Source organism: Paraburkholderia sp. GAS33 (assembly GCF_050436645.1).
GTDB classification, from domain to species: domain Bacteria; phylum Pseudomonadota; class Gammaproteobacteria; order Burkholderiales; family Burkholderiaceae; genus Paraburkholderia; species Paraburkholderia phenazinium_B.
Map to the genome: position 1 here is coordinate 111,563 of NZ_JBNDMP010000018.1, position 19,341 is coordinate 130,903.

Here is a 19,341-nt window from a genome sequence, read left to right on the forward strand (position 1 = left end):
GGCGGCATCTGGCCGGACGCGTGCGGAGTATAGGGCACCTATCGAACCGGCCCAGGATGTCAGTCGTGGTTTCCGTCACTCCGGCAGTGCTACGCCGAGGCTCGCCATCAGCCCCCCGTCAACCCTGAACTCCGCGCCTGTGCAAAAACTTGCGCGATCGCTGGCCAGAAACGCGACGACCTCGGCGACTTCTTCCGGGCGCCCAATACGGCCGAGCGGCTGTGCTTTACCCCACTCCCGAAGGATTTCTTCCTCTCGCCCAGGAGCGGTTTCAGCGGCCGAAAAGCGTGTCATCGGCGCATCGATGCAGCCCGGACAGACTGCATTTGCGCGTATGCCGGCAGGACCAAAATCGACTGCGAGAGAGCGCGTCAAAGCAAGCATGCCACCCTTCGACGTCGCATAGGCGGCAACCCGGGCCTGGTTAGCAAGGGCCTGAACTGAGGCGATGTTGATGATCGAACCGCGTTGCAGTTTGAGCATGTGCGGCAATGCGTGATGACATGCCAGATACGTACCTCGCAGATTGACACCGATAACGCGGTCCCACTCGGCGGAGCCCATGGACGCAACAGTGCCATAGGGCTGAATTGCCGCATTGTTGACCAGTATGTCGATCGAACCCAGAAATGCGGCGGACTGCTCCATCGCGGCGGCAACCTGGTCCTCGATGCAAACATCGGCGGCGATCGCGATGACATTGTGTCCTTCGGCACGTAACGTCAGGGCTGCCTGTTCCAGCACTTCGCGGTCCTCGCCCAGCAGTGCTACGGATCCGCCGCGCTGCGCAATCAACCGTGCGCATGCCAGCCCGATACCGCGTCCGCCACCGGTTACGATCGCGCCCTTCCCTGTCAGCTCACTCATAACGCCCCCGTTTTCCCGCCTGCTGTTATGCAGGCAACAGTAGATGCATCAGCATGAGAGGTTACGTCTCAAGAAGTCAATATAGACGATTTGAGGCTGCCAGCGGCGTGTAGTGCATCGGTCCACTAGACCCTGCTCCTTACGATCTTCGTGCACCACTCCGATTGACGTCGAACCCCACAACCGGCTCTTCGCCGACTTCAGCGGCCGGTTTTGCAGAATCATTCAAGGGAGTTTTGAATCCGGCCATGTATGTCATCGCATGGCGCGCCGGCATGGGTTTCGCGAAGTAATAGCCCTGCACAAAATCACATCCGAGGTCTACGAGGAAGGACAATTGCGTCGCAGTCTCCACGCCTTCTGCAACGACAGAAAGCCCAAGGCTGCGGCCCATTGCGAGAATGGCGGTAATAATCGCCTCGTCTTCACGGTTGAGACTGATGCCCCGTACAAACGACATATCGATCTTGAGGCGGTCGGCGTGAAATGTCCGCAGGTAGGAAAGGCTCGAATAGCCCGCACCAAAATCGTCAATCGCGATGCCCACGCCCAGTTCGCGCAAGTCCTTCAGAACCTCCGTCGCGCCGGGCGCCACCAGCACACTTTCGGTGATCTCCAGTTCCAGTAACCGGGACGGCAACCCCGCTCCCGCAAGGGCACGCTGGACGACCTGAAGGAAATCGCCCCGCACGAACTGGAGTGGGGAAACGTTGACTGACATGCGCAGTCCAGGCATCACCTGCTGCCACGCTCTGGCCTGCACACAGGCCTGCTCGAGAACCCATTGGCCGATTGGGCCAATCAGCCCGTTTTCCTCTGCAACGGGGATGAAGGAGGCGGGATTGACGTGCCCCAACTCGGCATCGTGCCATCTGATCAGCGCCTCGACGCCAGTAATGCGGTTCAACTGTATGTCGACCTGCGGCTGGTAGACGAGCTTGAATCCACCGCTTTCGAGTGCAATGCGCATGCGTCGCGACAGTGTCGTACGCACCTGCGCTGCCTGCGCAAAACTCAGGTCGAAGCGCTGGATGGCATTGGGTCCCGACGCTTTTGCGCGGTACATGGCGAGGTCGGCGTGCCTGAGGAGGGTTTCGACGTCGTGCCCATCATCGGGAAAGCAGGCGATGCCGAGACTCATCTGCACGTGCACGAGGACATTTTCGAGCGAAACCGGTTCTTTCAGGCACGCGTGTATCAATGACAGCACGCCTTTCAGACGATCATCGGTTTCCGGTTTGGCAACAGCAAGGACAAATTCATCCCCGCCGTAACGCACCACCAGATCATCTGGCCCAACACAGGTTCGCAGTTCTCTTGCGACATGCTGCAGCAGACCGTCACCGGCTCTGTGGCCGAGCGTGTCATTGACGTCCTTGAAATGATCGATATCCATGAACAGGATTGCGAAAGTCACCTCGCCCGGCTGTGCATGCCGGACAGCGCGTTCGATCCACTCGCGCAACACGGCACGATTGGGCAGTGACGTCAGTGCATCGCTGCGCGCCTGCATATGCAACCGATCTCTCGATTCAACCAGTTCGGTAACGTCGTTCAGCACGCTGATGTGGTGGGTAATCGCACCGCTCTCATCGCGCACCGGCGCGATGTAGAGCTGATTCCAGAACAGGGAGCCGTCGGCCCGGGTGCTGTGCAGCAAGGTGCTGACTTCCCGCTGCGCGGCCAGTTCGTGACCCAGTTGATCAAAGCCAGGCCGCGAACGATCACGTGCCAGCAGGAATGCGCCATCGCGCCCAAGAACGTCTTCCGGCGCATAACCGGTAATCCGCCCGAAAGCAGGATTGGCGTATTCGATAACCGCACCGCCCGTGGCGGTCACACGCGTAATAAGCACGGCGTTGACGCTCGCGTCCAGCGCGCGGCTTCGCAAACGCAACGCGAGTTCGGCCCTTTTCTGCGAGGTGGTGTCCTCGTAGCAGGTCAGCACTCCTGTCACGTTTCCCTGCGCGTCGGACAATGGCACTTTTGTTATGCACAGCCAGTGCAGGCTGCCGTCCTGCATTCGCAGGCTTTCTTCCTGCGACACCAGAGGCTCACGCGTTCGCATGACCTGGGCATCGAGATTGATGAGCTGTGCTGATGACTCCTTCCACGGCATGTCGAAGTCACCCAGACCAGCGACCTGTTCGACCTCGGTGAAGCCGGCGTCGGCAGCAAACGGCCGGTTACAGCCGACATATCGCAGATCGCGGTCTTTCCAGCAGATACGGTTCGGCACGCTGTTGATGACCGTCTCCAGCATCTGCTTGGCCTGCTGGATTTCCTGCTTGGCCTGCTCGCGTTCGGTCACATCGATGGCTGTGATGAAACAGGCGTCGTGACCACCGTACTGCAGGAAATGATAGGACATCTGCACGGTGATCACGCTCAGGTCGCGTCGCATATGCAGGCAGGTGTCACTGGCCTCGCTGCCCTCCGCCCCGCGGTGGAATCGCTCTATTTTTTCCTCGAACGAGACGCGCTGAGCGGCCGGAAAAAGCGCGGTGATGCGCATGCCGCTCAAACCGTCCGCACCATACGCATATTGACGCTGCGCGGCCCCGTTTGCCGCGAGAATGGTGAGTGACTGGACCTCGAAGATCAGCATTGCCACCGGGTGTTTCTCGAAGTATTCCCGAAAGCGCTTTTCCGCTTCGTCCGCAACGATCTTTGCGCGCGAGCGGGCAAGTGAGATCCGGTAATTGGCGGTAAATCCGTAAGCGAGCAGGCCGCTTGCCAGTACGGCAGTGATGGCAAGGGCAGTCCGCTCAATGGCAAGCCGCTGCGCGGCGTAGCTGGCATCTGCCCGCGCGCGTGCATCTTCCTGTGCGCGCAGTCGTGCGACCGCCACGGCGATCACGCTGAATGTTTCGTTTGCTGCAAGCAGGGTCGAACTGTTGACCGCCGTGCCGTGCACGCTCACCGCACCTGCGGTCAGTTCGTCCAGTTGCTGCGCCCACTGGGCGCTGGCCTCGCGCATCCTGGCGACCGTCGCGAGCGCGTCAGGCGTTCCCGCAAGGAGCTTCGCGAGGTCGTCGTAGCAACGCGTCGCTTCACCCACCCGTGCTATGGGCCAGGCGTAGGAAGCCCAGCGGCTCGTGCCGAGGCCCTTCAGAAAATCAGTGTTCGCGTCGACATGCAACGCCTGCAGCACGTCAAGATCCTGTTTGACCTGGATGACCGCGGCCATGCGGGCATCGGCCCGTTCGCTGGAAGCGAAGATCTGGAAGGCTGCCGCCGCCACACAGCCGATGGCGATGACGCTCACCAGCACGGTCCGCAGCGCAGTGCCGTGCCGGGAAAGCCACTGCCGAGCCGTGCTACCGGCCCAGTTCACCGAGGCCCCGCTATTCGTGGCACCCTGCCAGGGTGCAGCAATTCAACGGAGCAATGGATACGCCCGGATCCGGTCTGCGGTTCGGGCCGGGTATTGAGGTAAGACGCCGTAGCGCCAGCCGACAGCCTGCGCTCGCGCAACTTGCTGTGGGCCGGATTTCCGGTGAAGTTCATGAATTGACCTCCAATGCTGCCTCAACACATTATCGGCAGTTGGCCATCAAAACTTCAGCGGCAAGAATAGGTGCGGCGTTTTTGAGCCTCGGAGAGCTTTAATCCGCGCGCCTTGTGATGATTTATACCGTCCCCGTCGCCTATAAGCATCATTATCCATAACGCATTAATGACAGACTCAATCGCGATCCGCGCATGAACTTGCCGCGCATCGCGATGAGATCCTGCTCGGCCTCCTGTCCCTTCGGGGAGACGAAGTCTGATGTTGTCACGAGGCTGGTAAACCCCAGCCGCGACTGCTGAGTGCCATGGAACTAGAAGCGCTTGCGGATCCCGATCCGCAGCGCCACCTGATTCGGCGAGCTGGACGGTTCGAGCACGGGCGCGAGATCGGCAACCGCTCCGCCTCCAGCATGCATATAGGTTCCGGACAGGTAGACATCGGTGGACTTGGAGAGAAAATAGTCCGCGCTCGCATCGAACTCCTGATACTTCGGTTCCTGCCCGGTCGCGGAGACATTCCCTATCGTATAGCTGTACGCAGCGCCCAGTTGCAACGTCGGCGTCACCATGTAGCTGGCAACCACTTCGCCGATATTGAACGTCACGTGTCCGTCGATCTTCGCGCCCACCGTCGGGTCGAGACCACCGAACTGCGTGTGCGTCCAGTCGGCGCTCAACTTCGCCGCACCGAACGTGTAGGCGGCGGCAAACCCGAACACCTTGTAGCTGCTGGCAGCGAGTCCATAGTTGCCGTCGACGGTATTGGTGGCCGTCCATACCCCCTCCGTCACTGCGGTGGCCGGATGGTCGATCGAGGTATAGGCGCCCACCAGTTGCAGACTGCCGTTCACATACTGCAGCGCAAAGGACTTCGCGCTGTTCTGCGCGACATCGCCCGCGACGCCGCCGAAGCTGTAGGTCGCCACACCGGTTAAGCCAGCAATGGTTGGAGAGACGTACTTGACGGCATTGTTGAGGTGAAAGTCGATGCCGTTATTATCCAGGTCCCCGGGGTGCGGAAACAGAATGCCACCCGGCAAGAGACCGTTTGCCGATAGCGCGCCGATATAGTCGCCGATTTCTTCGCCCTGCCGTCCTAACGTCAACGTGCCGTATGTGTCGTTGGTCAGGCCGACATAAGCCAGTCGTCCAAACTCCCGGCCGCCCTGGCTGAACGCGCCGGTATTGACGTTAAAGCCGTTTTCGAGCCTGAAGATTGCCTTCGTACCGCCCCCGAGGTCTTCGGCGCCCTTGAAACCCCAGCGATTGCCCTGCGAAATGCTGCTCTGCATCTGCAAGGCGCTCTTGCCGCCCTGGTTACTCGACCACGTCAGACCGTCGTCGATGATGCCGTAAATCGTCACGCTGCTTTGGGCCCAGGCCCCAGCACTAGAGAACGAGAGTCCAGCCAAAGCGAGGAGCAGCTTCTTCACAATGTTTCCTTATATGATTTATCCAGCTTTCGTTTGCATGACGAACTAATCTGATTGGGCAGAAGATTTGGCGTTCACCCAGCACGCGCAACGGAGCGGCACTTCGACATGGCGAAGACCCACCCCGTGAACCGAAATCTAAGTTGGCATATTCCCGGCAGCAAATCAGCCAAAAACAGCCTGACAAATAAGCGTGACTTATTCGGGAGAAATTCGGCAAGTGCAGCGCGCCCGACATGAAGCCGGCTCATAGCGTTCATTTTTGTCCCGAATTTGACCGGCCTTTTCGCCGCGCCTATCGTTCGGCCATGTTTCCCGAGTGCCTCTTCTGCCTGCTGCCCCCGGTCTCCGGCGAGCAGGAACTCCAACTTCGTGTGTGCCCAATACCATGAACTCCGACGCGACAGTGACGCTTGCTCCCCCAACTCCCGCCCGCCCCATCAGCACGGTGCGTCGCGCCGTGACGACTGCCGTGCTTGGACAGGTGCTCGAGTGGTATGACTTTTTTCTGTACGGCACGGCCGCTGCGCTGGTGTTTGGCCGCCTGTTTTTCCCGGTCGGAAACGATCCGTTGACAGGCACGATTGCCGCATTCGGCGGCTTTACGGTGGGCTTTATCGCGCGTCCGATCGGCGGTGTGCTGTGCGGGCACATTGGCGACCGCTACGGCCGCAAGACGGTCATGATGCTAACCCTGCTGACCATGGGAACCGCGACCGTCTGCATGGGTTTGCTGCCCACCTACCAGCAAGTCGGCCTGGCGGCTCCGGTATTGCTCGTGCTGCTTCGCATCCTTCAAGGGCTTGCGGCGGGCGGCGAATGGAGCGGCAGCATCCTGCTGATTCACGAGAGCGCCCCCGCGTCGAAGCGCGGTGCACTCGCAGCCTGGAGCCCTGGCGGCGCAGCGTTTGGTTTCGTCCTGTCGACGCTCGCGTTCCTCCTCGTCAAGCGCTTGTCGCCCGATGATTTCCAGAGTTGGGGCTGGCGCTTACCGTTTCTTTGCAGTGCGCTGCTCGTGGTGCTCGGCCTGTGGATGCGCCGCTCCGTGGAGGAAAGCGCCGAGTTTGCCGAAGTCCGGGCCACGGGTAAAGAGAGCCGTCTGCCAATTGCGGAAGTGCTGCGCCGTTGCCCCCGCCAGGTGCTGACGGTCTTCGGCCTGCGCTTCGGCGAGGGCGCGGCATCGTATATCTTCTTCGCCTTTTCGATCGCCTACGGTCAGTTCATCGGCCTGAAATCGTCGTGGCTCCTCGGCGGCCTGACGGTCTCCATGCTGCTGATGATTCCGGTCTCGCTGTTCACAGGACACCTTACCGACAAGGTGGGCCGCAAGCCCGTCTACCTGGTCGGCGCCATTGCAATTGTTCTGGTCGCTTACCCCTACTTCGTGTTGCTGAGCTCCGGCGAGTTCGTCAAGGTCATGGCCGCCCTTATTCTCGCCAACAGCATCACGCTCGGCATACTCGAAGGCGCGCAACCCGCCTTCATCAGCGAATTGCTGCCGGTCCATCTGCGCTTCTCGGGACTCGGTATTGGACGGGAGATTTCATCGGTGCTGGGTGCCGGCCTCTCGCCCATGATCGCCACTGCCCTGCTCGCGCATTACCACAGTGCGACGCCCGTCGCCCTCTATCTCGGCGTGCTTGGGCTGATTACCGTGCTCGCCACCTGTCTCGCGCCCGAGACTTTCCCCAAGGCGCTCCGGCTGCAGGCGAGACAGGACGCTCAATGACACCGCGGCGGCGGTAGTCCGCGACTCCATTTGTTTCATCAATACATTCAAGGTATCGAGCATGCAAACCCTCCAAAGCTCAGGCGCGTCGACTTATGTCTACAACGCCCAGCCCGGCAGTTCAGCCACTGACTATCCAGAGTACTCAGGCCCGATCAGCCTGGATATCCTGATCGAGGAAATCGAGCGCCGCCGGGACGAATTCGACCGGTTGTCCCACATTCCGCGTGACATGGTCGCAAAGATGAAACGCGCGGGTATTTTCCGCGCCAGCACGCCGCAGCGCTTCGGCGGCGATGCACTGCCGCCCCCGCGTTTTCTGGAAACACTAGAACGTATCGCCATTGCCGATGGATCGACTGCGTGGGTGGCGGCGTTCGGTTCCGCGAATACCTATCTCGCGGCGCTGCCGCTCGAGACTCAGGCGCACATCTACGCGGGTGGTCCGGATCAGGTGTTTGCCGGTGGTCTCTATCCGCTTCAGAAGGCCGCACAGGCTCCGCACGGCTACCTGGTCAGCGGGCAATGGCGTTTCGCCAGCGGTTGCAAGGGCGCGGACTGGATCGGAGTGGGCATCGGCGGCGTCCCGGCCAACACGGGCGAAGCGGGCGCCGGGAAACCGTTCACAGCCGTCTTTCCGGCCAGCGAGGTCGAGATCGTCGAAAACTGGAACGTGGTCGGGATGCAAGGCACCGGCAGCCACGATCTGCGTCTGCAGAACAAGTTCGTCGACGCCCAGTGGACCTTCGTGCGCGGCGGCGCGGCGCTCATCGACGAGCCGCTTTATCGATACCCCGCCATCGCATATCAGGCCCAGGTGCATGCCGCGGTCAACATCGGGCTGGCGCGCGCCGCGCTCGATCTGCTTGCGCAGATGTCCGGCGTCACGCAGACCACCACGGGCGCACCGCGTCTGGCGGACCGCGCCTATTACCGCTCAGGTCTCGCGAAGGCAGAGGCCAACTGGCGCAGCGCACGGGCCTTCTTCTTCGAATCGGCGGAAGCCGCGTGGCACACGATTCTGGCGGGCGACCCCGTGATGCCGGCTCAGGCGAACCTCCTGCGGCTCAGCGCAACACATGCGGCGCAGGTCGGCGCAGAGGTCGTGATGCAAGCGTATCAGATGGCCGGGATTGCGGCGATCTACCGTGAGAATCGTCTGCAGCGGCTGGTGCGCGATTCGATCGTGGTGACACAACACGCGTTTCTTGGCGATGGCACCTACGATGCATCGGGTGCGCTGTTCGTCGGCATTCCGCCCGTCACGCCCTATCCGTGATTCGGAGCCCCTTATGACCGAGGACAACACCATGACGAGCGACGACACCCGGCGCCAGTTCCGCGACGCAATGGCGTATCTGCCGGCAGCGGTCAACATCATCACGACGGACGGCCCGCGTGGACGCTGCGGCATCACCGCCAGCGCAGTCTGCTCGGTGACGGACACACCGCCCACCATGCTGGTGTGCATCAACCAGACCAGCTACGTGCACGACCTGCTGCGGCAAAACCGCAGTGTCTGCATCAATGTGCTGGCCGCGGAGTGCCAGGAGCTAGCGCGCACGTTTGCCGGCATGACAGGCTGTTCGATGGACGAGCGTTTCGAACATTGCGGATGGACCGCCGGCTCCTCTGCCGTGCCGGTACTGGCAGATGCCATCGCGAGACTGGAAGGGCGGATTGTCGACAGCAAGGCGGTAGGTTCGCACTCGGTCCTGTTCGTGCGCATCGATCACATTTCGATGCGTGAGGACGGCGACGGTCTGATCTATTTCGGACGGCAGTTCCACCGCCTCGAGCGGCCTGGCATTGCGACGCCTTCGGGCAGCGCCGGCACGGCGAGGTAAGCATGGACGTCTGCCTCTTTCTGATCGGCACCGTCGGCGATATGCCCGACGGGGCGCCCACGATCGACGCTGCGTCCCTGCATGCCGCAACGCATGCGATAGATGGTCTGCGGCGTCTTGTGATCCATCGTCCAGTGGAACCCGCGCGTGGCGATCCTTTGCTGAGCGCACCTGAGAAACATCCGCACTGCGTCCTGCAGTGGTATTTCGACGACCTTGGCGCGCTGGAGACGGCGCTTGAAAGCGACGGCTGCATCCAGGCCGCCCTCGACATTTTGGGTACGTCTTCACATCAGAGCCTCTTCGCGCAGCAGGTCATGGCTGTTCGGACATTCGCTACGCCAGCAGGTGCGGGTGCACCACAACATTCCGCCGAACGATGCACGTATCTCGTCAGCTACGAAGGCGAAGCTGACGACTTCAATGCCTGGCTCACGCACTACCTCATTCACCATCCGCCGCTCATGGCCCAGCTTCCGGGCATCCGCGAGCTGGAGATCTACACGCGGGTCGACTACCGCAGCGGCCTCGCCTTGCCGCGCGCCACGGCAATGCAGCGCAACAAGGTGGTATTCGACGATCCGCTCGCCCTGTCGGCCGCCCTGGCCTCTCCGGTCCGCGCCCGTATGAAGCGCGACTTCGATCGCTTTCCGACGTATAGCGGGAGCACCCCGCATTACCCGATGCGCAGCATTTACGGTAATCTGCGCGAGGTGCCAAGCGATCGAAGGTCATGACCAAATCAAACCCGGGCGATACCGATCTGAATCTGCTGCGCGTGTTCATGGCCATCTGGGATCTGCGCAGTCTGACTGCTGCGGGAGACCGCCTGGGCCTGACGCAACCGGCCGTCAGCCATGCACTGCGCAGACTCCGCACGCTGTTCGACGATCCGCTATTTGTCCGCACGCCTACTGGCATGGCCCCCACCGACGCGGCCGCCCACCTATATCCGCCACTCGCCCAGGCATTCGGGATCATCAACGTCGCGGTGCAGCAGCTCACGAAATTCGACCCGGCAACGGCTGAACGGGTTTTTCGCGTATCGATGTCCGATATGTCGGAGTTCTATTTCCTGCCGCCGATCCTCGCCATGCTCGAGCACACGGCGCGCGGCATCCGGATCGAAGTCACCAATTTTCCGGTCGAATCGGTGACCGCCGCCATGCGTAGCGGCAAGGTCGATCTTGCGCTGGGCTATGTGCCGGGACTCGATCCCGGCTGCGTCAGCAAGACGCTATTCGTCGACGAGCACGTTTGCGTCGTGCGAGCCGGCCATCCTTTGCAAACGCCGGCGCCCACCAAAGAAGACCTCGCGGGTCTGCGTTATGTGTATGCCAGCACCAACGCGACCGGCCACAGAATGGTGGAGCAATGGCTGGAGGATTTGAGTCTCAAGCGCGATGTCGTGTTGCGCTTGCCGCATTTCGTCGTGGCGCCCGAAATCGTCAGACACACCGATCTCGCGGTGATTTTCCCGCGGAGCATCGCCCAGCGCTTCAATCAGAACGGGGCGTTCCGGATTCTGCCCTTGCCTTTCGCGCTCCCGCCCATCGAGATTCAGGTGCACTCGCATGCGCAGTTCTCGGCCGACCCGGGCATCGCGTGGTTGCGCGAAGCGATCTACGGAATGTTTCATCAGGCCGGCTTTTAAAACCCACTTCAAGAACTCATTTGCCGCGCCGCTCATTTGCTGCACTGATACCCGGCTCCATTTTCGGCGAATTTGACGCACCGAAATGGCGCGTTGAAACTGTTTGCCATGCGGAGCCCTCTCGATGAGGTCGCGACGCCCGACTCTTTCCTCCCGAGCAAACATGGCATCCGTGCAACCATCCACCCCGTCAATCGCAACTGCGGCGTCCAATAGTACGGCCCTTACCCGGATCGTCGTCGCCTCCGTCGCAGGCAATGCGATGGAGTGGTACGACTTCTTCGTCTACGGAACCGCTGCGGCGCTTGTCTTCGGGCAACTATTCTTTCCCGCCAATGCCGACCCGCTTATCGGTACGCTAGGCGCATTCGCTGCATTCGCCATCGGCTTCGTCGCAAGACCGCTCGGTGGCATCGTGTTCGGCCACATCGGCGACCGCCACGGCCGCAAGGCGTCGCTGGTGTGGACTTTGTTGATCATGGGTGTCGCGACCTTCGGGATCGGGCTATTGCCGACCTATGCCCAGGCCGGACTGTGGTCGCCGGCCGCGCTCGTCGCACTGCGCCTGCTGCAAGGCGTGGCATCCGGTGGCGAATGGGGCGGCGGCGTGCTGATGATCAGCGAGAATGCGCCGCCGGAGAAGCGCGGCTACTACGCCGCGTGGAGTCAACTGGGCGTGGGCGGCGGTTTCGTTCTGTCTTCAGGCGCCTTTCTCGCTGCGCAGGCGCTACCCCACGCGCAGTTCCTCGCCTGGGGTTGGCGCCTGCCGTTCCTCGCGAGCGTCCTGATCTTTGCGCTCGGCGTCTATATCCGCTACAACCTGCCGGAAAGCCGCGAGTTCGAAAACGCGGAGCACGCAGGCAAGACATCGCATATGCCGGTACTGGAAGCAATCAAACGGCATCCTAAGGAAATCCTGATCGCGATGGGTCTGCGCGTAGCGGAAAATGGCGGTGCGTATATTTTTCTCGCGTTCTCACTGGTCTACGGCAAGTTCGCCGGCATCGCCAGCTCGACCATGCTCACCGCCGTCATGCTGGCCATGGTGGTCGAAATGGGCGCCATGCTGCTATGGGGCAAGCTCTCGGACAAGCTGGGACGCAAGCCCGTCTACCTGATCGGTGCCGTATCGCTCATGGTCATGGCATTCCCGTTTTTCTGGCTGCTGAACACGCATTCCACGCCTCTGATCTACCTGGCACTCGTGCTCGGCACGGCGGTCTGCCACGGCGCGATGATCGGCACCCTGCCTGCGCTCGTTGGCGAGCTATTCAGCACCGAGGTGCGTTATTCCGGCGTTGCACTTGGGCACGAGGTGGCATCGATTTTTGCGGGCGGCATGTCTCCGCTGATTGCCGTTGCGCTGCTTTCGCACTACCACGCGTATTGGCCCGTTTCGCTCTTTCTCATGCTGCTCGGACTCGTGACCGTCGTCACGCTGCGCTTCACGCACGAGACGCGCGCCTCGACGTAGTGCAGGGCGTCGTTCCTTTACAACTGGTCGAATTTGCGCACCGACTCGATCAGCAGGTTTCTCATCCACACAATGCCGTCCTCGTCGTGAAAGTGCTCGTGCCAATGCATTGTCACCGAGGCCGCCGGCAAGCGAACCGGCAGATCGTAGATCTGAAATGCCTTGGCTTTGTTCAGGATTTGCGCGAGACGCTTTGGTAGCGTCGCGTAAAGATCCGTCACCATCAGGATGTTCGGCAACGCGACGAAGTGAGGTAATTCGAGTGCGATATTACGACCGACGCCCTGCGCCCGCAGCGCGTCGTCCAAAGCGTGGTGACTGTGCTCGAGAGAACGCACCTGAATGTGCGACGCCCCAAGAAAATGCTCGAGATCGAGCTTCTTTCCCGTCGGCAAGCCGCGGCGTCGCCGCGTCATACATACGTATTCCTCTTCGAACAGCAACTGGTGGCGTGTGCGCGCCATCAGTTCGGGAAGATTGCCGATGGCAAAGTCCAGCTTGCTTGAACGCAGCGCATCTTCCATTTCCTCCACGGGCATCGGCTGCACGATGAGCCGGGTACGCGGTGCCTGTTCGTGCAATGCCTTGCAGATGACGGGCAGATAGGCCATTTCGCCAGCATCGGATAGCGATAGCCGAAACGTGCGTGTGCTCACCGCCGGATCGAATGACTCTGCGTAGCGCAGCGCCTCGCGCACGGTGTCGAGCGCACGGCCCACGATCGTCGCGAGTTCCAGCGCGATAGGCGTGGGCTGCATGCCCGAGCGGGTACGGATGAAAAGCTGATCATCGAATAGTGTGCGCAGGCGGCCAAGCGCATAGCTCACGGCCGGCTGCGAAAGCGCGAGACGTTCCCCCGCCTTGGTCAAACTGCGCTCTTCCACGATGGCTTGAAACACCCGCAGAAGGTTGAGATCGATATGGTCAAGCGAAGTCATGGGGGCAACCTATTATTTGCGTCACTTATTCGTCGACTCATTTTAGATCGATTTGACCGATATTGGCTACACGCCGAAACTAGTGAAAACGCTAGCGCGCAGCACACTGCGCCCCCCCGGCCCCGACACAACTTCCAAGCGACTCTACCGTGACAACCCAGAGACACTGATGAGCGACACCCACTATCAAACCATCAACACCGACGCCCTGCATCGTCGCGTACAGCCCGGCCGCATTGCACCGTCCATGTACTACGACCCGGCGCTCTTCGAAGCGGAACTCGAGCGCATTTTCTACAAGACGTGGATCTGGGTCGCGCACGCAAGCGAGCTGCCGAACCCCGGCGATTTCCGCACCACGACGATTGGGCGTCAGCCCGTCATCGTGGTACGCGACAAGAGCGGCGCGGTGAACGTGTTGCAAAACCGCTGCCGCCATCGCGGCGCCACCGTCTGCGAGGAACACAAGGGCAACGCAAAAGGCTTTACGTGCCCCTATCACAGCTGGTCGTACGCGCTTGACGGCACGTTGCGCGCTCTGCCCTATGGCGACGGCTACGAAGGCGTCTGCGAGAAAAACGAACTGCCGCTGAAATCGCTGCGCGTGGGTATCTATCAAGGACTAATCTTCGCGAGCTTCAACGAAGAGATCGAGCCGCTGGAAGACTTTCTCGGCAGCGCCAAGCCGTGGATTGACCTGTTCATGAAGCAGGGCGCCGGCTATCCGATCAAGGCAAACGGCGAGCATAAGTTCAGATTCAAGGGCAACTGGAAAATCCAGCTGGAAAACACCACTGATCTCTATCACTTCCCGGTCGTTCACAAGTCGTGGATGAAATCGATCGACGACGAAACAGCCGCTGTGATCACCAGCTTCATGACAAGCGACGACGCCTTCTGCCGCTCGCTCGGCAATGGCCATAGCCTTGCGGTGCTCGTGCCGGAGCTGGTCGATCTCGACCACGACGACGGTGCGCCGTTGCCCGAGCGCTTCAACGATCTCGCCACGAAGCTGGCCGAGCGTCACTCGCCCGATGAAGTCCGGCGCATCGTGCGCTCGCTGATGGGCGTCGGCTTCAATCTGAATCTGTTTCCGAATCTGGCGTTGTCCATGGCGTTCTTCCGCGTACTGCGGCCGCTGTCTGCAGAGGAAACAGAAATCCGCCACGTCGCGCTCGCGATGGACGGTGGACCCGATGAAGCGAACCGCGTTCGCCTGCGTATTCATGAGCACTTCCAGGGTCCTTTCGGGTTTGGCAGCCCGGACGATGCGGAAGCGTGGGAACGCGTTCAGCGCGGCTCGCACGCCGGCCCCGATGTGCCGATCCTGGTAAACCGCGGGCTCAACCGCGAGGCCACCGCGGCGAACGGCGAAAAGACCGCACATGCCACCGACGAGACGGGCATGCGCGAAGCGTACAGGCAGTGGCGTGCAATGATGGAGCAGGCATGATGGATGAGCGCAACACCCCTTTCTCGCAGCAAACCTTCGCGCGAGCCGTCGAGTTCATCTGGCGCGAAGCCGAGATGCTCGACCGCCGCGACTACCGTGCATGGCTCGATCTATGGGATACCTCAGGTTTCTACGTAGTGCCGATCGATCCCAGCACGACCGACTACGCAGCCTCGTTGAACTACGCCTATGACGATCAGGATATGCGCGAAAAGCGCGTGCAACGGATGACGTCGGGCTATTCCGCATCGGCCTCAGATGCCGCACGAACCGTGCGCACCGTGTCGCGCTTCACGTTTGAAAGCACTACCTCGGAAGTGGTCGAAGTGAAATCGGCGCAGGTGATCGTCGCTTACAAGCGCGGCGTCACGACAATCTTTGCAGCAGACCTCTCGCACACGGTCAGCTTTGCGAGTGGCGAACCACGCCTCGTTGAAAAGGTCATCCGTTTGATCGATTCGACTGAAGCGCTCAGCGCAATCGGCTTCCTGCTTTGATTGCTCCATGAAAATGCATCGACCGTGAGCCGGCGGACGATGCATACAACCGGTATCTCTCTCATGCCTACACTCGAAGTCTATTTGGCCGCGGGTCACAGCGATGCCAGCAAAGCGGCGTTGATTCACGGAATGACGCAAGCGACTGTCCGTGCGATCGGCGCGCCCGCCGAATCGGTGCGCGTGCTGCTCAGCGAGTTGCCGGCGGCGCACTTCGGTATTGGCGGCAAGAGTGCAGCCAACGGCGCGGCGCCATCCCTGCCGGTCATTGTCGCGATCCTGATTGCCGGTCGCACCGACGCGCAAAAGCAGGCGTTGATCTCTGCGCTCTCCGCCACCGGCGCTGCGATACTGGATGCCCCCATCGAGGCGACGCGCGTCATCATCAAGGACATTCCCAACACTGACTTCGGCATTGGCGGTCAGACGGCACGGGCGCTCGGGCGCTGATAGGTGACGGGGCTTGTGCCTCCCAACCTGGGGCGCTACCGGGATAAAAGCATATGTTGGTCGGGAATTGGCCGTACCGTCCGCAATGAATGCGCAGGAGTGAAGCGACATGACACGGAATGACAGCCCTCAAGGGCAGAGCACGCTCGAGGCACTCCAGGCGCGCATCTCGGCACTCGAAGCCGAACGCGCTGCGCGCAAGACAATCTCGCGGTATATGGCGCTTTGCGATGTTCCTTCAGCCGCCAGCAGCGGTGAATCTTTGGCGGCGCTGTTCGCCAATGACGCAATCTGGGAAGGTATCGGTTCCCAATACGCGCAGAAATTCGGTCGCCTGGAAGGACGCGCAGAAATCGTCACGATGCTGCAGCGGTATCTCCCGCCCACCCCGCACTTCACCACGAATGTACACTTCCTGACGGCGGAAACAATCGAGGTCGCGGGCTCGTCGGCGAAGGGGCGCTGGGTAATGCTTCAGGCGTCCGGCTACGTCGACGCTCCAGCACAACTGATCTCCGCGCGCCTCGAAGTCGATTTCTCGCCCGCACCTGACAGCGACCGGTGGCTCATCCAGCATTTTCGCACCGAGCGTCTGTTCGACGCGCCCTGGCACGTCAACCCTCGAAACGACACGACATCATGACAGCCTTTATCAGTCAGTTTTCCTTAAGTTCCAACGAAGCCGCGAGCGCGCCGACGATTGCGATCAAGGACACGATCGACGTTGCTGGCCACCCGACCACCGCGGGAAGCCGGGCGCTCGCCGGCTCACCACCTGCGGCACGCCATGCCGACGTGGTGCAAAACGTGCTCGATGCGGGTTGGCATATCGTCGGCAAGGCGAACATGCATGAACTGGCGTTCGGCATGACAGGTATCAACGATTTCACCGGCACACCGCGCAATCCGCAAGATCCAGCGCGCATTCCAGGGGGTTCGTCGAGCGGCTCGGCGTCGGCGGTCGGCCTCGAGCTCGTGGACGCGGCACTCGGCACTGACACCGGCGGCTCCATCCGCGGACCCGCAGCGTGTTGCGGAGTGATTGGCCTCAAGCCCACGTTCGGGCGCGTGTCGCGTGTCGGCGTCGCACCCGCCGAATCGTCGCTCGACTGCGTTGGTCCGTTTGCCCGCGACATGCGAACGCTCATCGCCGCGATGGCGGGGATCGACCCAACATTCGGTATCGGTGCCGCAAGCGAGCGGTGTACGGGGATCAAAATCGCATGCGTGTCAGTCGAGGCCGACGCCGACGTACTCAAGGCTGTGCAGAACGCGGTCGATCGAGCGGGAGGCAATACGCGGTCTATCCAGCTTCGCCTTCTTCAAGACGCGTTCGATGCGGGACTCGCAGTGATCAATGCGGAGACCTCGCGCGCTTTCGGACACCTGGCAGGGGCCGGTCGACTCGGTGCCGATCTCGAAGCGCGTTTGCGCCTCGCGGCCGCGACGACGGCCGCGCAGTTAGAGGCGGCGGAGCAAGTGCGGCGCCGGTTCACTGAAGCAGTCGACCACGCTCTCGCCGACGTGGACGTGCTTGTCATGCCTACCTTGCCTACTCTGCCCATCACAGTTGAAGCTGCGCGCAACGGTATGTCGGTTATCGCCATGTCGTCGCTGATTCGCCCGTTCAATCTGAGTGGTCATCCAGCGCTCAGTATGCCAATACCTGTTGCCAACTCGTCGCTGAAAGCAGGCTTGCAGATTATCGGGCGCAAGGGTGCCGACGAACGGGTATGTGCTGTCGCAGCGTGCTTTGAGGCCGCGCTTGCGACGTGATTATCCCGGCGCCCATTATTCGCGATCCGGGAAGATTCTCTTCCGCAAAAGCGAGAATCCTCCGGATTCGGTCGCGCTCGTCCAGCTCTTTACGACGTGGCGGTCACCCTAGACTGTCGGCGTATAGCCCCTTACGCCAGAAGATGACGATGCTGTGCGATGAACTGTTCTGGCGTCGTCAGTGGCTGACCAACGATTTCAGCCGCGCTGTTGTCGACGCCCACCAATAGCTGTTCCTGCTGATCGACCTTGATCGCCTTGAAATGCAATCTGATTTCGGAGAGCATTGAAGATGCATCGGCCAGATTGCTCGACTTCATGAAGGAAAGTGCGGCGTCTGGTAAGCCAACGACTCAATACGTCGACAGATATCTCACTGAGCAACACCGCGACGAGAGGGGAGACGGATGCCTGATCGCAGCATTAGGGAGCGAGATTGCGCGCGAGCCTGCGGCTCAAGCTGCATTCACGCGGCATGTGGAGGGTACGCTCAAAGGCTTAACCGAGCCACTTGCAAAGGCAAAAAAGAAAAATGCTCGTCGCGATGCGATCCATACGCTTTCGAGCATCGTCGGATGCCATCATTCTGGCTCGCGCGGTTGATGACCCTGAACTCTCGGAAGAGATTCTCCGCGAGGTGCGGGCGGTTCTGGACTGAATGCGTGTCTATCGGGTGATGTGTAATTGAACAGGCGACTGTCCCTCGTCACTCCCCTTCCTCACAGGAGCCCAACCTACCGACGTTTGCGGCGAAGTTCGCGCCCTGCGTATACAGCCAAAAAAAGGCCAATAAGCGTGGCCGCTACGGCCAACGATTCATCATGCCGTCCGCTGTCGATCGACAGCGTTGCATGAAACCAGAGGCTCATTCCGATCGCCGTCATGAGCAAGCCAAAGATAAGCCCCCACACCGGTCCCGCCGTACCAGAGCTTTCTAATCTGTGAGACATCTTCATCGCTGCACTTCCCTGCCCCGAGTTTTTTTGATTGCCGCTTCCTGCTAGTTCAGCCTTCGCGCCGCCTGGAAGTAGCGTACGCGATCAAAAAAAAGCCATCAACAGGCTAAAGCCAGAATACGGCGCACTGAACTATCATCAGAGTGCCGCGAGGCGCACCCTTCATCCGATGTATTAACGAGGAGCTGACGATGTCGATTGAAAACGTTATCTACCGTGCTCATGCCGATGTGACGGGAGGCCGCGAAGGCCGCGCCGTCGCGCCGGAAGGCGGATTGGACCTGAAGCTGACGAGACCGAAAGCGTTGGGTGGCAATGGCGAGAAAGGTACCAACCCCGAAGAGCTTTTTGCTGCTGGTTACAGCGCGTGCTTTATCGGTGCAATGCAGTTCGTTGGTCAGCGCGACAAAATCGCGGTCCCGGCAAATGTGTCGGTCAACGGAAACGTGGGTATCGGGCCCATTCCTAATGGCTTCGGCATCGAAGTCGAATTGAAGATCTCGTTGCCGGGCATGTCGCGCGAAGCGGCCCAGGATCTGATCAACCGCGCGCATATTGTGTGCCCCTATTCGAACGCTACACGCAACAACATCGACGTGACACTGACACTCGTCTAAGCCGTCAAGCGGTTCGATCCGTTGCAGGTCACGCTGATCGGTGTGGAGTAGCCCCTTGATTCTCAGGACACGAGACACCCCTTAAAATAAGAGGGAGTCTTGTGACTAGTTTCAAGCCTAGGCAAATCGTGGAAAGC

17 protein-coding genes are annotated in these 19,341 nt (G+C 60.7%); 12 read left to right on the plus strand and 5 right to left on the minus strand.

Annotated features, from left to right (window positions below; genetic code table 11):
- Positions 1-75: 75 nt before the first annotated feature.
- The 3 genes from P3T24_RS35485 to P3T24_RS35495 form a co-directional block, all read right to left on the minus strand.
- Complete coding sequence (locus P3T24_RS35485; RefSeq protein WP_429405643.1) at positions 76-867, minus strand: SDR family NAD(P)-dependent oxidoreductase; 792 nt, start codon at positions 865-867, stop codon at positions 76-78.
- A gap of 139 nt (positions 868-1,006) precedes the next feature.
- Entirely contained in the window at positions 1,007-4,135 is a 3,129-nt protein-coding gene (locus P3T24_RS35490) for a sensor domain-containing protein (protein WP_429441445.1), read from the minus strand.
- Between the two features lie 556 nt (positions 4,136-4,691).
- Positions 4,692-5,813: a porin gene (locus tag P3T24_RS35495; protein WP_074266512.1), complete on the minus strand. Its 1,122-nt coding sequence runs from the start codon at positions 5,811-5,813 to the stop codon at positions 4,692-4,694.
- A 388-nt stretch (positions 5,814-6,201) separates the two neighbouring features.
- Here P3T24_RS35495 and P3T24_RS35500 point away from each other — a divergent pair, with 388 nt between their 5' ends.
- The 6 genes from P3T24_RS35500 (at position 6,202) to P3T24_RS35525 (ending at position 12,517) form a co-directional block, all read left to right on the plus strand.
- The gene (locus P3T24_RS35500; RefSeq protein ID WP_429289299.1) at positions 6,202-7,542 is read left to right on the plus strand and encodes an MFS transporter; all 1,341 of its coding nucleotides are present in this window, start codon (positions 6,202-6,204) and stop codon (positions 7,540-7,542) included.
- Between the two features lie 61 nt (positions 7,543-7,603).
- On the plus strand, positions 7,604-8,821 hold the full coding sequence (locus P3T24_RS35505) for an acyl-CoA dehydrogenase family protein (protein WP_429441447.1): 1,218 nt from the start codon (positions 7,604-7,606) through the stop codon (positions 8,819-8,821).
- A gap of 31 nt (positions 8,822-8,852) precedes the next feature.
- A complete protein-coding gene (hpaC, locus tag P3T24_RS35510; protein WP_429441467.1) occupies positions 8,853-9,389 on the plus strand; it encodes a 4-hydroxyphenylacetate 3-monooxygenase, reductase component in 537 nt (178 codons plus the stop codon).
- 2 nt (positions 9,390-9,391) lie between these two features.
- On the plus strand, positions 9,392-10,126 hold the full coding sequence (locus tag P3T24_RS35515; protein WP_429441449.1) for an ethyl tert-butyl ether degradation protein EthD: 735 nt from the start codon (positions 9,392-9,394) through the stop codon (positions 10,124-10,126).
- Complete coding sequence (locus tag P3T24_RS35520) at positions 10,123-11,043, plus strand: LysR family transcriptional regulator (protein ID WP_429441450.1); 921 nt, start codon at positions 10,123-10,125, stop codon at positions 11,041-11,043. The genes P3T24_RS35515 and P3T24_RS35520 overlap by 4 nt, the downstream gene beginning before the upstream one ends.
- Positions 11,044-11,206: 163 nt before the next feature.
- Positions 11,207-12,517, plus strand: coding sequence for an MFS transporter (locus P3T24_RS35525; RefSeq protein ID WP_074266517.1), 1,311 nt, complete (start codon positions 11,207-11,209; stop codon positions 12,515-12,517).
- A gap of 17 nt (positions 12,518-12,534) precedes the next feature.
- On the opposite strand, the gene P3T24_RS35530 is transcribed toward P3T24_RS35525, so the two are convergent.
- Positions 12,535-13,455, minus strand: a complete 921-nt coding sequence (locus P3T24_RS35530) for a LysR family transcriptional regulator (protein WP_074266518.1) — start codon at positions 13,453-13,455, stop codon at positions 12,535-12,537.
- Between the two features lie 169 nt (positions 13,456-13,624).
- On the opposite strand from P3T24_RS35530, the gene P3T24_RS35535 reads away from it, so the two are divergent.
- From P3T24_RS35535 to P3T24_RS35555, 5 genes are all read left to right on the plus strand, one after another.
- Positions 13,625-14,908 (plus strand): aromatic ring-hydroxylating oxygenase subunit alpha, encoded by a 1,284-nt coding sequence (locus P3T24_RS35535; protein WP_429441452.1) that lies wholly within the window; start codon positions 13,625-13,627, stop codon positions 14,906-14,908.
- Complete coding sequence (locus tag P3T24_RS35540; RefSeq protein WP_429405653.1) at positions 14,905-15,405, plus strand: aromatic-ring-hydroxylating dioxygenase subunit beta; 501 nt, start codon at positions 14,905-14,907, stop codon at positions 15,403-15,405. The genes P3T24_RS35535 and P3T24_RS35540 overlap by 4 nt, the downstream gene beginning before the upstream one ends.
- A 63-nt stretch (positions 15,406-15,468) precedes the next feature.
- On the plus strand, positions 15,469-15,855 hold the full coding sequence (locus P3T24_RS35545; RefSeq protein WP_429441453.1) for a tautomerase family protein: 387 nt from the start codon (positions 15,469-15,471) through the stop codon (positions 15,853-15,855).
- A 109-nt stretch (positions 15,856-15,964) separates the two neighbouring features.
- Positions 15,965-16,498: a nuclear transport factor 2 family protein gene (locus P3T24_RS35550; RefSeq protein ID WP_429441455.1), complete on the plus strand. Its 534-nt coding sequence runs from the start codon at positions 15,965-15,967 to the stop codon at positions 16,496-16,498.
- Positions 16,495-17,631 (plus strand): amidase, encoded by a 1,137-nt coding sequence (locus tag P3T24_RS35555; protein ID WP_429441457.1) that lies wholly within the window; start codon positions 16,495-16,497, stop codon positions 17,629-17,631. Before P3T24_RS35550 ends, P3T24_RS35555 begins: the two co-directional genes overlap by 4 nt.
- Before the next feature lie 131 nt (positions 17,632-17,762).
- Here P3T24_RS35555 and P3T24_RS35560 read toward each other — a convergent pair whose 3' ends face one another.
- Positions 17,763-17,951 (minus strand): hypothetical protein, encoded by a 189-nt coding sequence (locus P3T24_RS35560; RefSeq protein ID WP_429405658.1) that lies wholly within the window; start codon positions 17,949-17,951, stop codon positions 17,763-17,765.
- An 827-nt stretch (positions 17,952-18,778) separates the two neighbouring features.
- On the opposite strand from P3T24_RS35560, the gene P3T24_RS35565 reads away from it, so the two are divergent.
- Positions 18,779-19,204 carry an organic hydroperoxide resistance protein gene (locus P3T24_RS35565; protein ID WP_429289211.1) on the plus strand — a complete coding sequence of 142 codons (426 nt, stop codon included), beginning with the start codon at positions 18,779-18,781 and terminating at the stop codon, positions 19,202-19,204.
- Positions 19,205-19,341: the final 137 nt, after the last annotated feature.

Bases quoted from the DNA above. Each gene is read 5' to 3' on its own strand.
- P3T24_RS35520 (WP_429441450.1), top strand. From the start codon at position 10,123: ATGACCAAATCAAACCCGGGCGATACCGATCTGAATCTGCTGCGCGTG.
- P3T24_RS35505 (WP_429441447.1), top strand. From the start codon at position 7,604: ATGCAAACCCTCCAAAGCTCAGGCGCGTCGACTTATGTCTACAACGCC.
- P3T24_RS35525 (WP_074266517.1), top strand. From the start codon at position 11,207: ATGGCATCCGTGCAACCATCCACCCCGTCAATCGCAACTGCGGCGTCC.
- P3T24_RS35540 (WP_429405653.1), top strand. From the start codon at position 14,905: ATGATGGATGAGCGCAACACCCCTTTCTCGCAGCAAACCTTCGCGCGA.
- P3T24_RS35515 (WP_429441449.1), top strand. From the start codon at position 9,392: ATGGACGTCTGCCTCTTTCTGATCGGCACCGTCGGCGATATGCCCGAC.
- P3T24_RS35545 (WP_429441453.1), top strand. From the start codon at position 15,469: ATGCCTACACTCGAAGTCTATTTGGCCGCGGGTCACAGCGATGCCAGC.
- P3T24_RS35530 (WP_074266518.1), bottom strand. From the start codon at position 13,455: ATGACTTCGCTTGACCATATCGATCTCAACCTTCTGCGGGTGTTTCAA.
- P3T24_RS35485 (WP_429405643.1), bottom strand. From the start codon at position 867: ATGAGTGAGCTGACAGGGAAGGGCGCGATCGTAACCGGTGGCGGACGC.
- P3T24_RS35550 (WP_429441455.1), top strand. From the start codon at position 15,965: ATGACACGGAATGACAGCCCTCAAGGGCAGAGCACGCTCGAGGCACTC.
- P3T24_RS35500 (WP_429289299.1), top strand. From the start codon at position 6,202: ATGAACTCCGACGCGACAGTGACGCTTGCTCCCCCAACTCCCGCCCGC.
- P3T24_RS35565 (WP_429289211.1), top strand. From the start codon at position 18,779: ATGTCGATTGAAAACGTTATCTACCGTGCTCATGCCGATGTGACGGGA.
- hpaC (WP_429441467.1), top strand. From the start codon at position 8,853: ATGACGAGCGACGACACCCGGCGCCAGTTCCGCGACGCAATGGCGTAT.
- P3T24_RS35555 (WP_429441457.1), top strand. From the start codon at position 16,495: ATGACAGCCTTTATCAGTCAGTTTTCCTTAAGTTCCAACGAAGCCGCG.
- P3T24_RS35560 (WP_429405658.1), bottom strand. From the start codon at position 17,951: ATGAAGTCGAGCAATCTGGCCGATGCATCTTCAATGCTCTCCGAAATC.
- P3T24_RS35535 (WP_429441452.1), top strand. From the start codon at position 13,625: ATGAGCGACACCCACTATCAAACCATCAACACCGACGCCCTGCATCGT.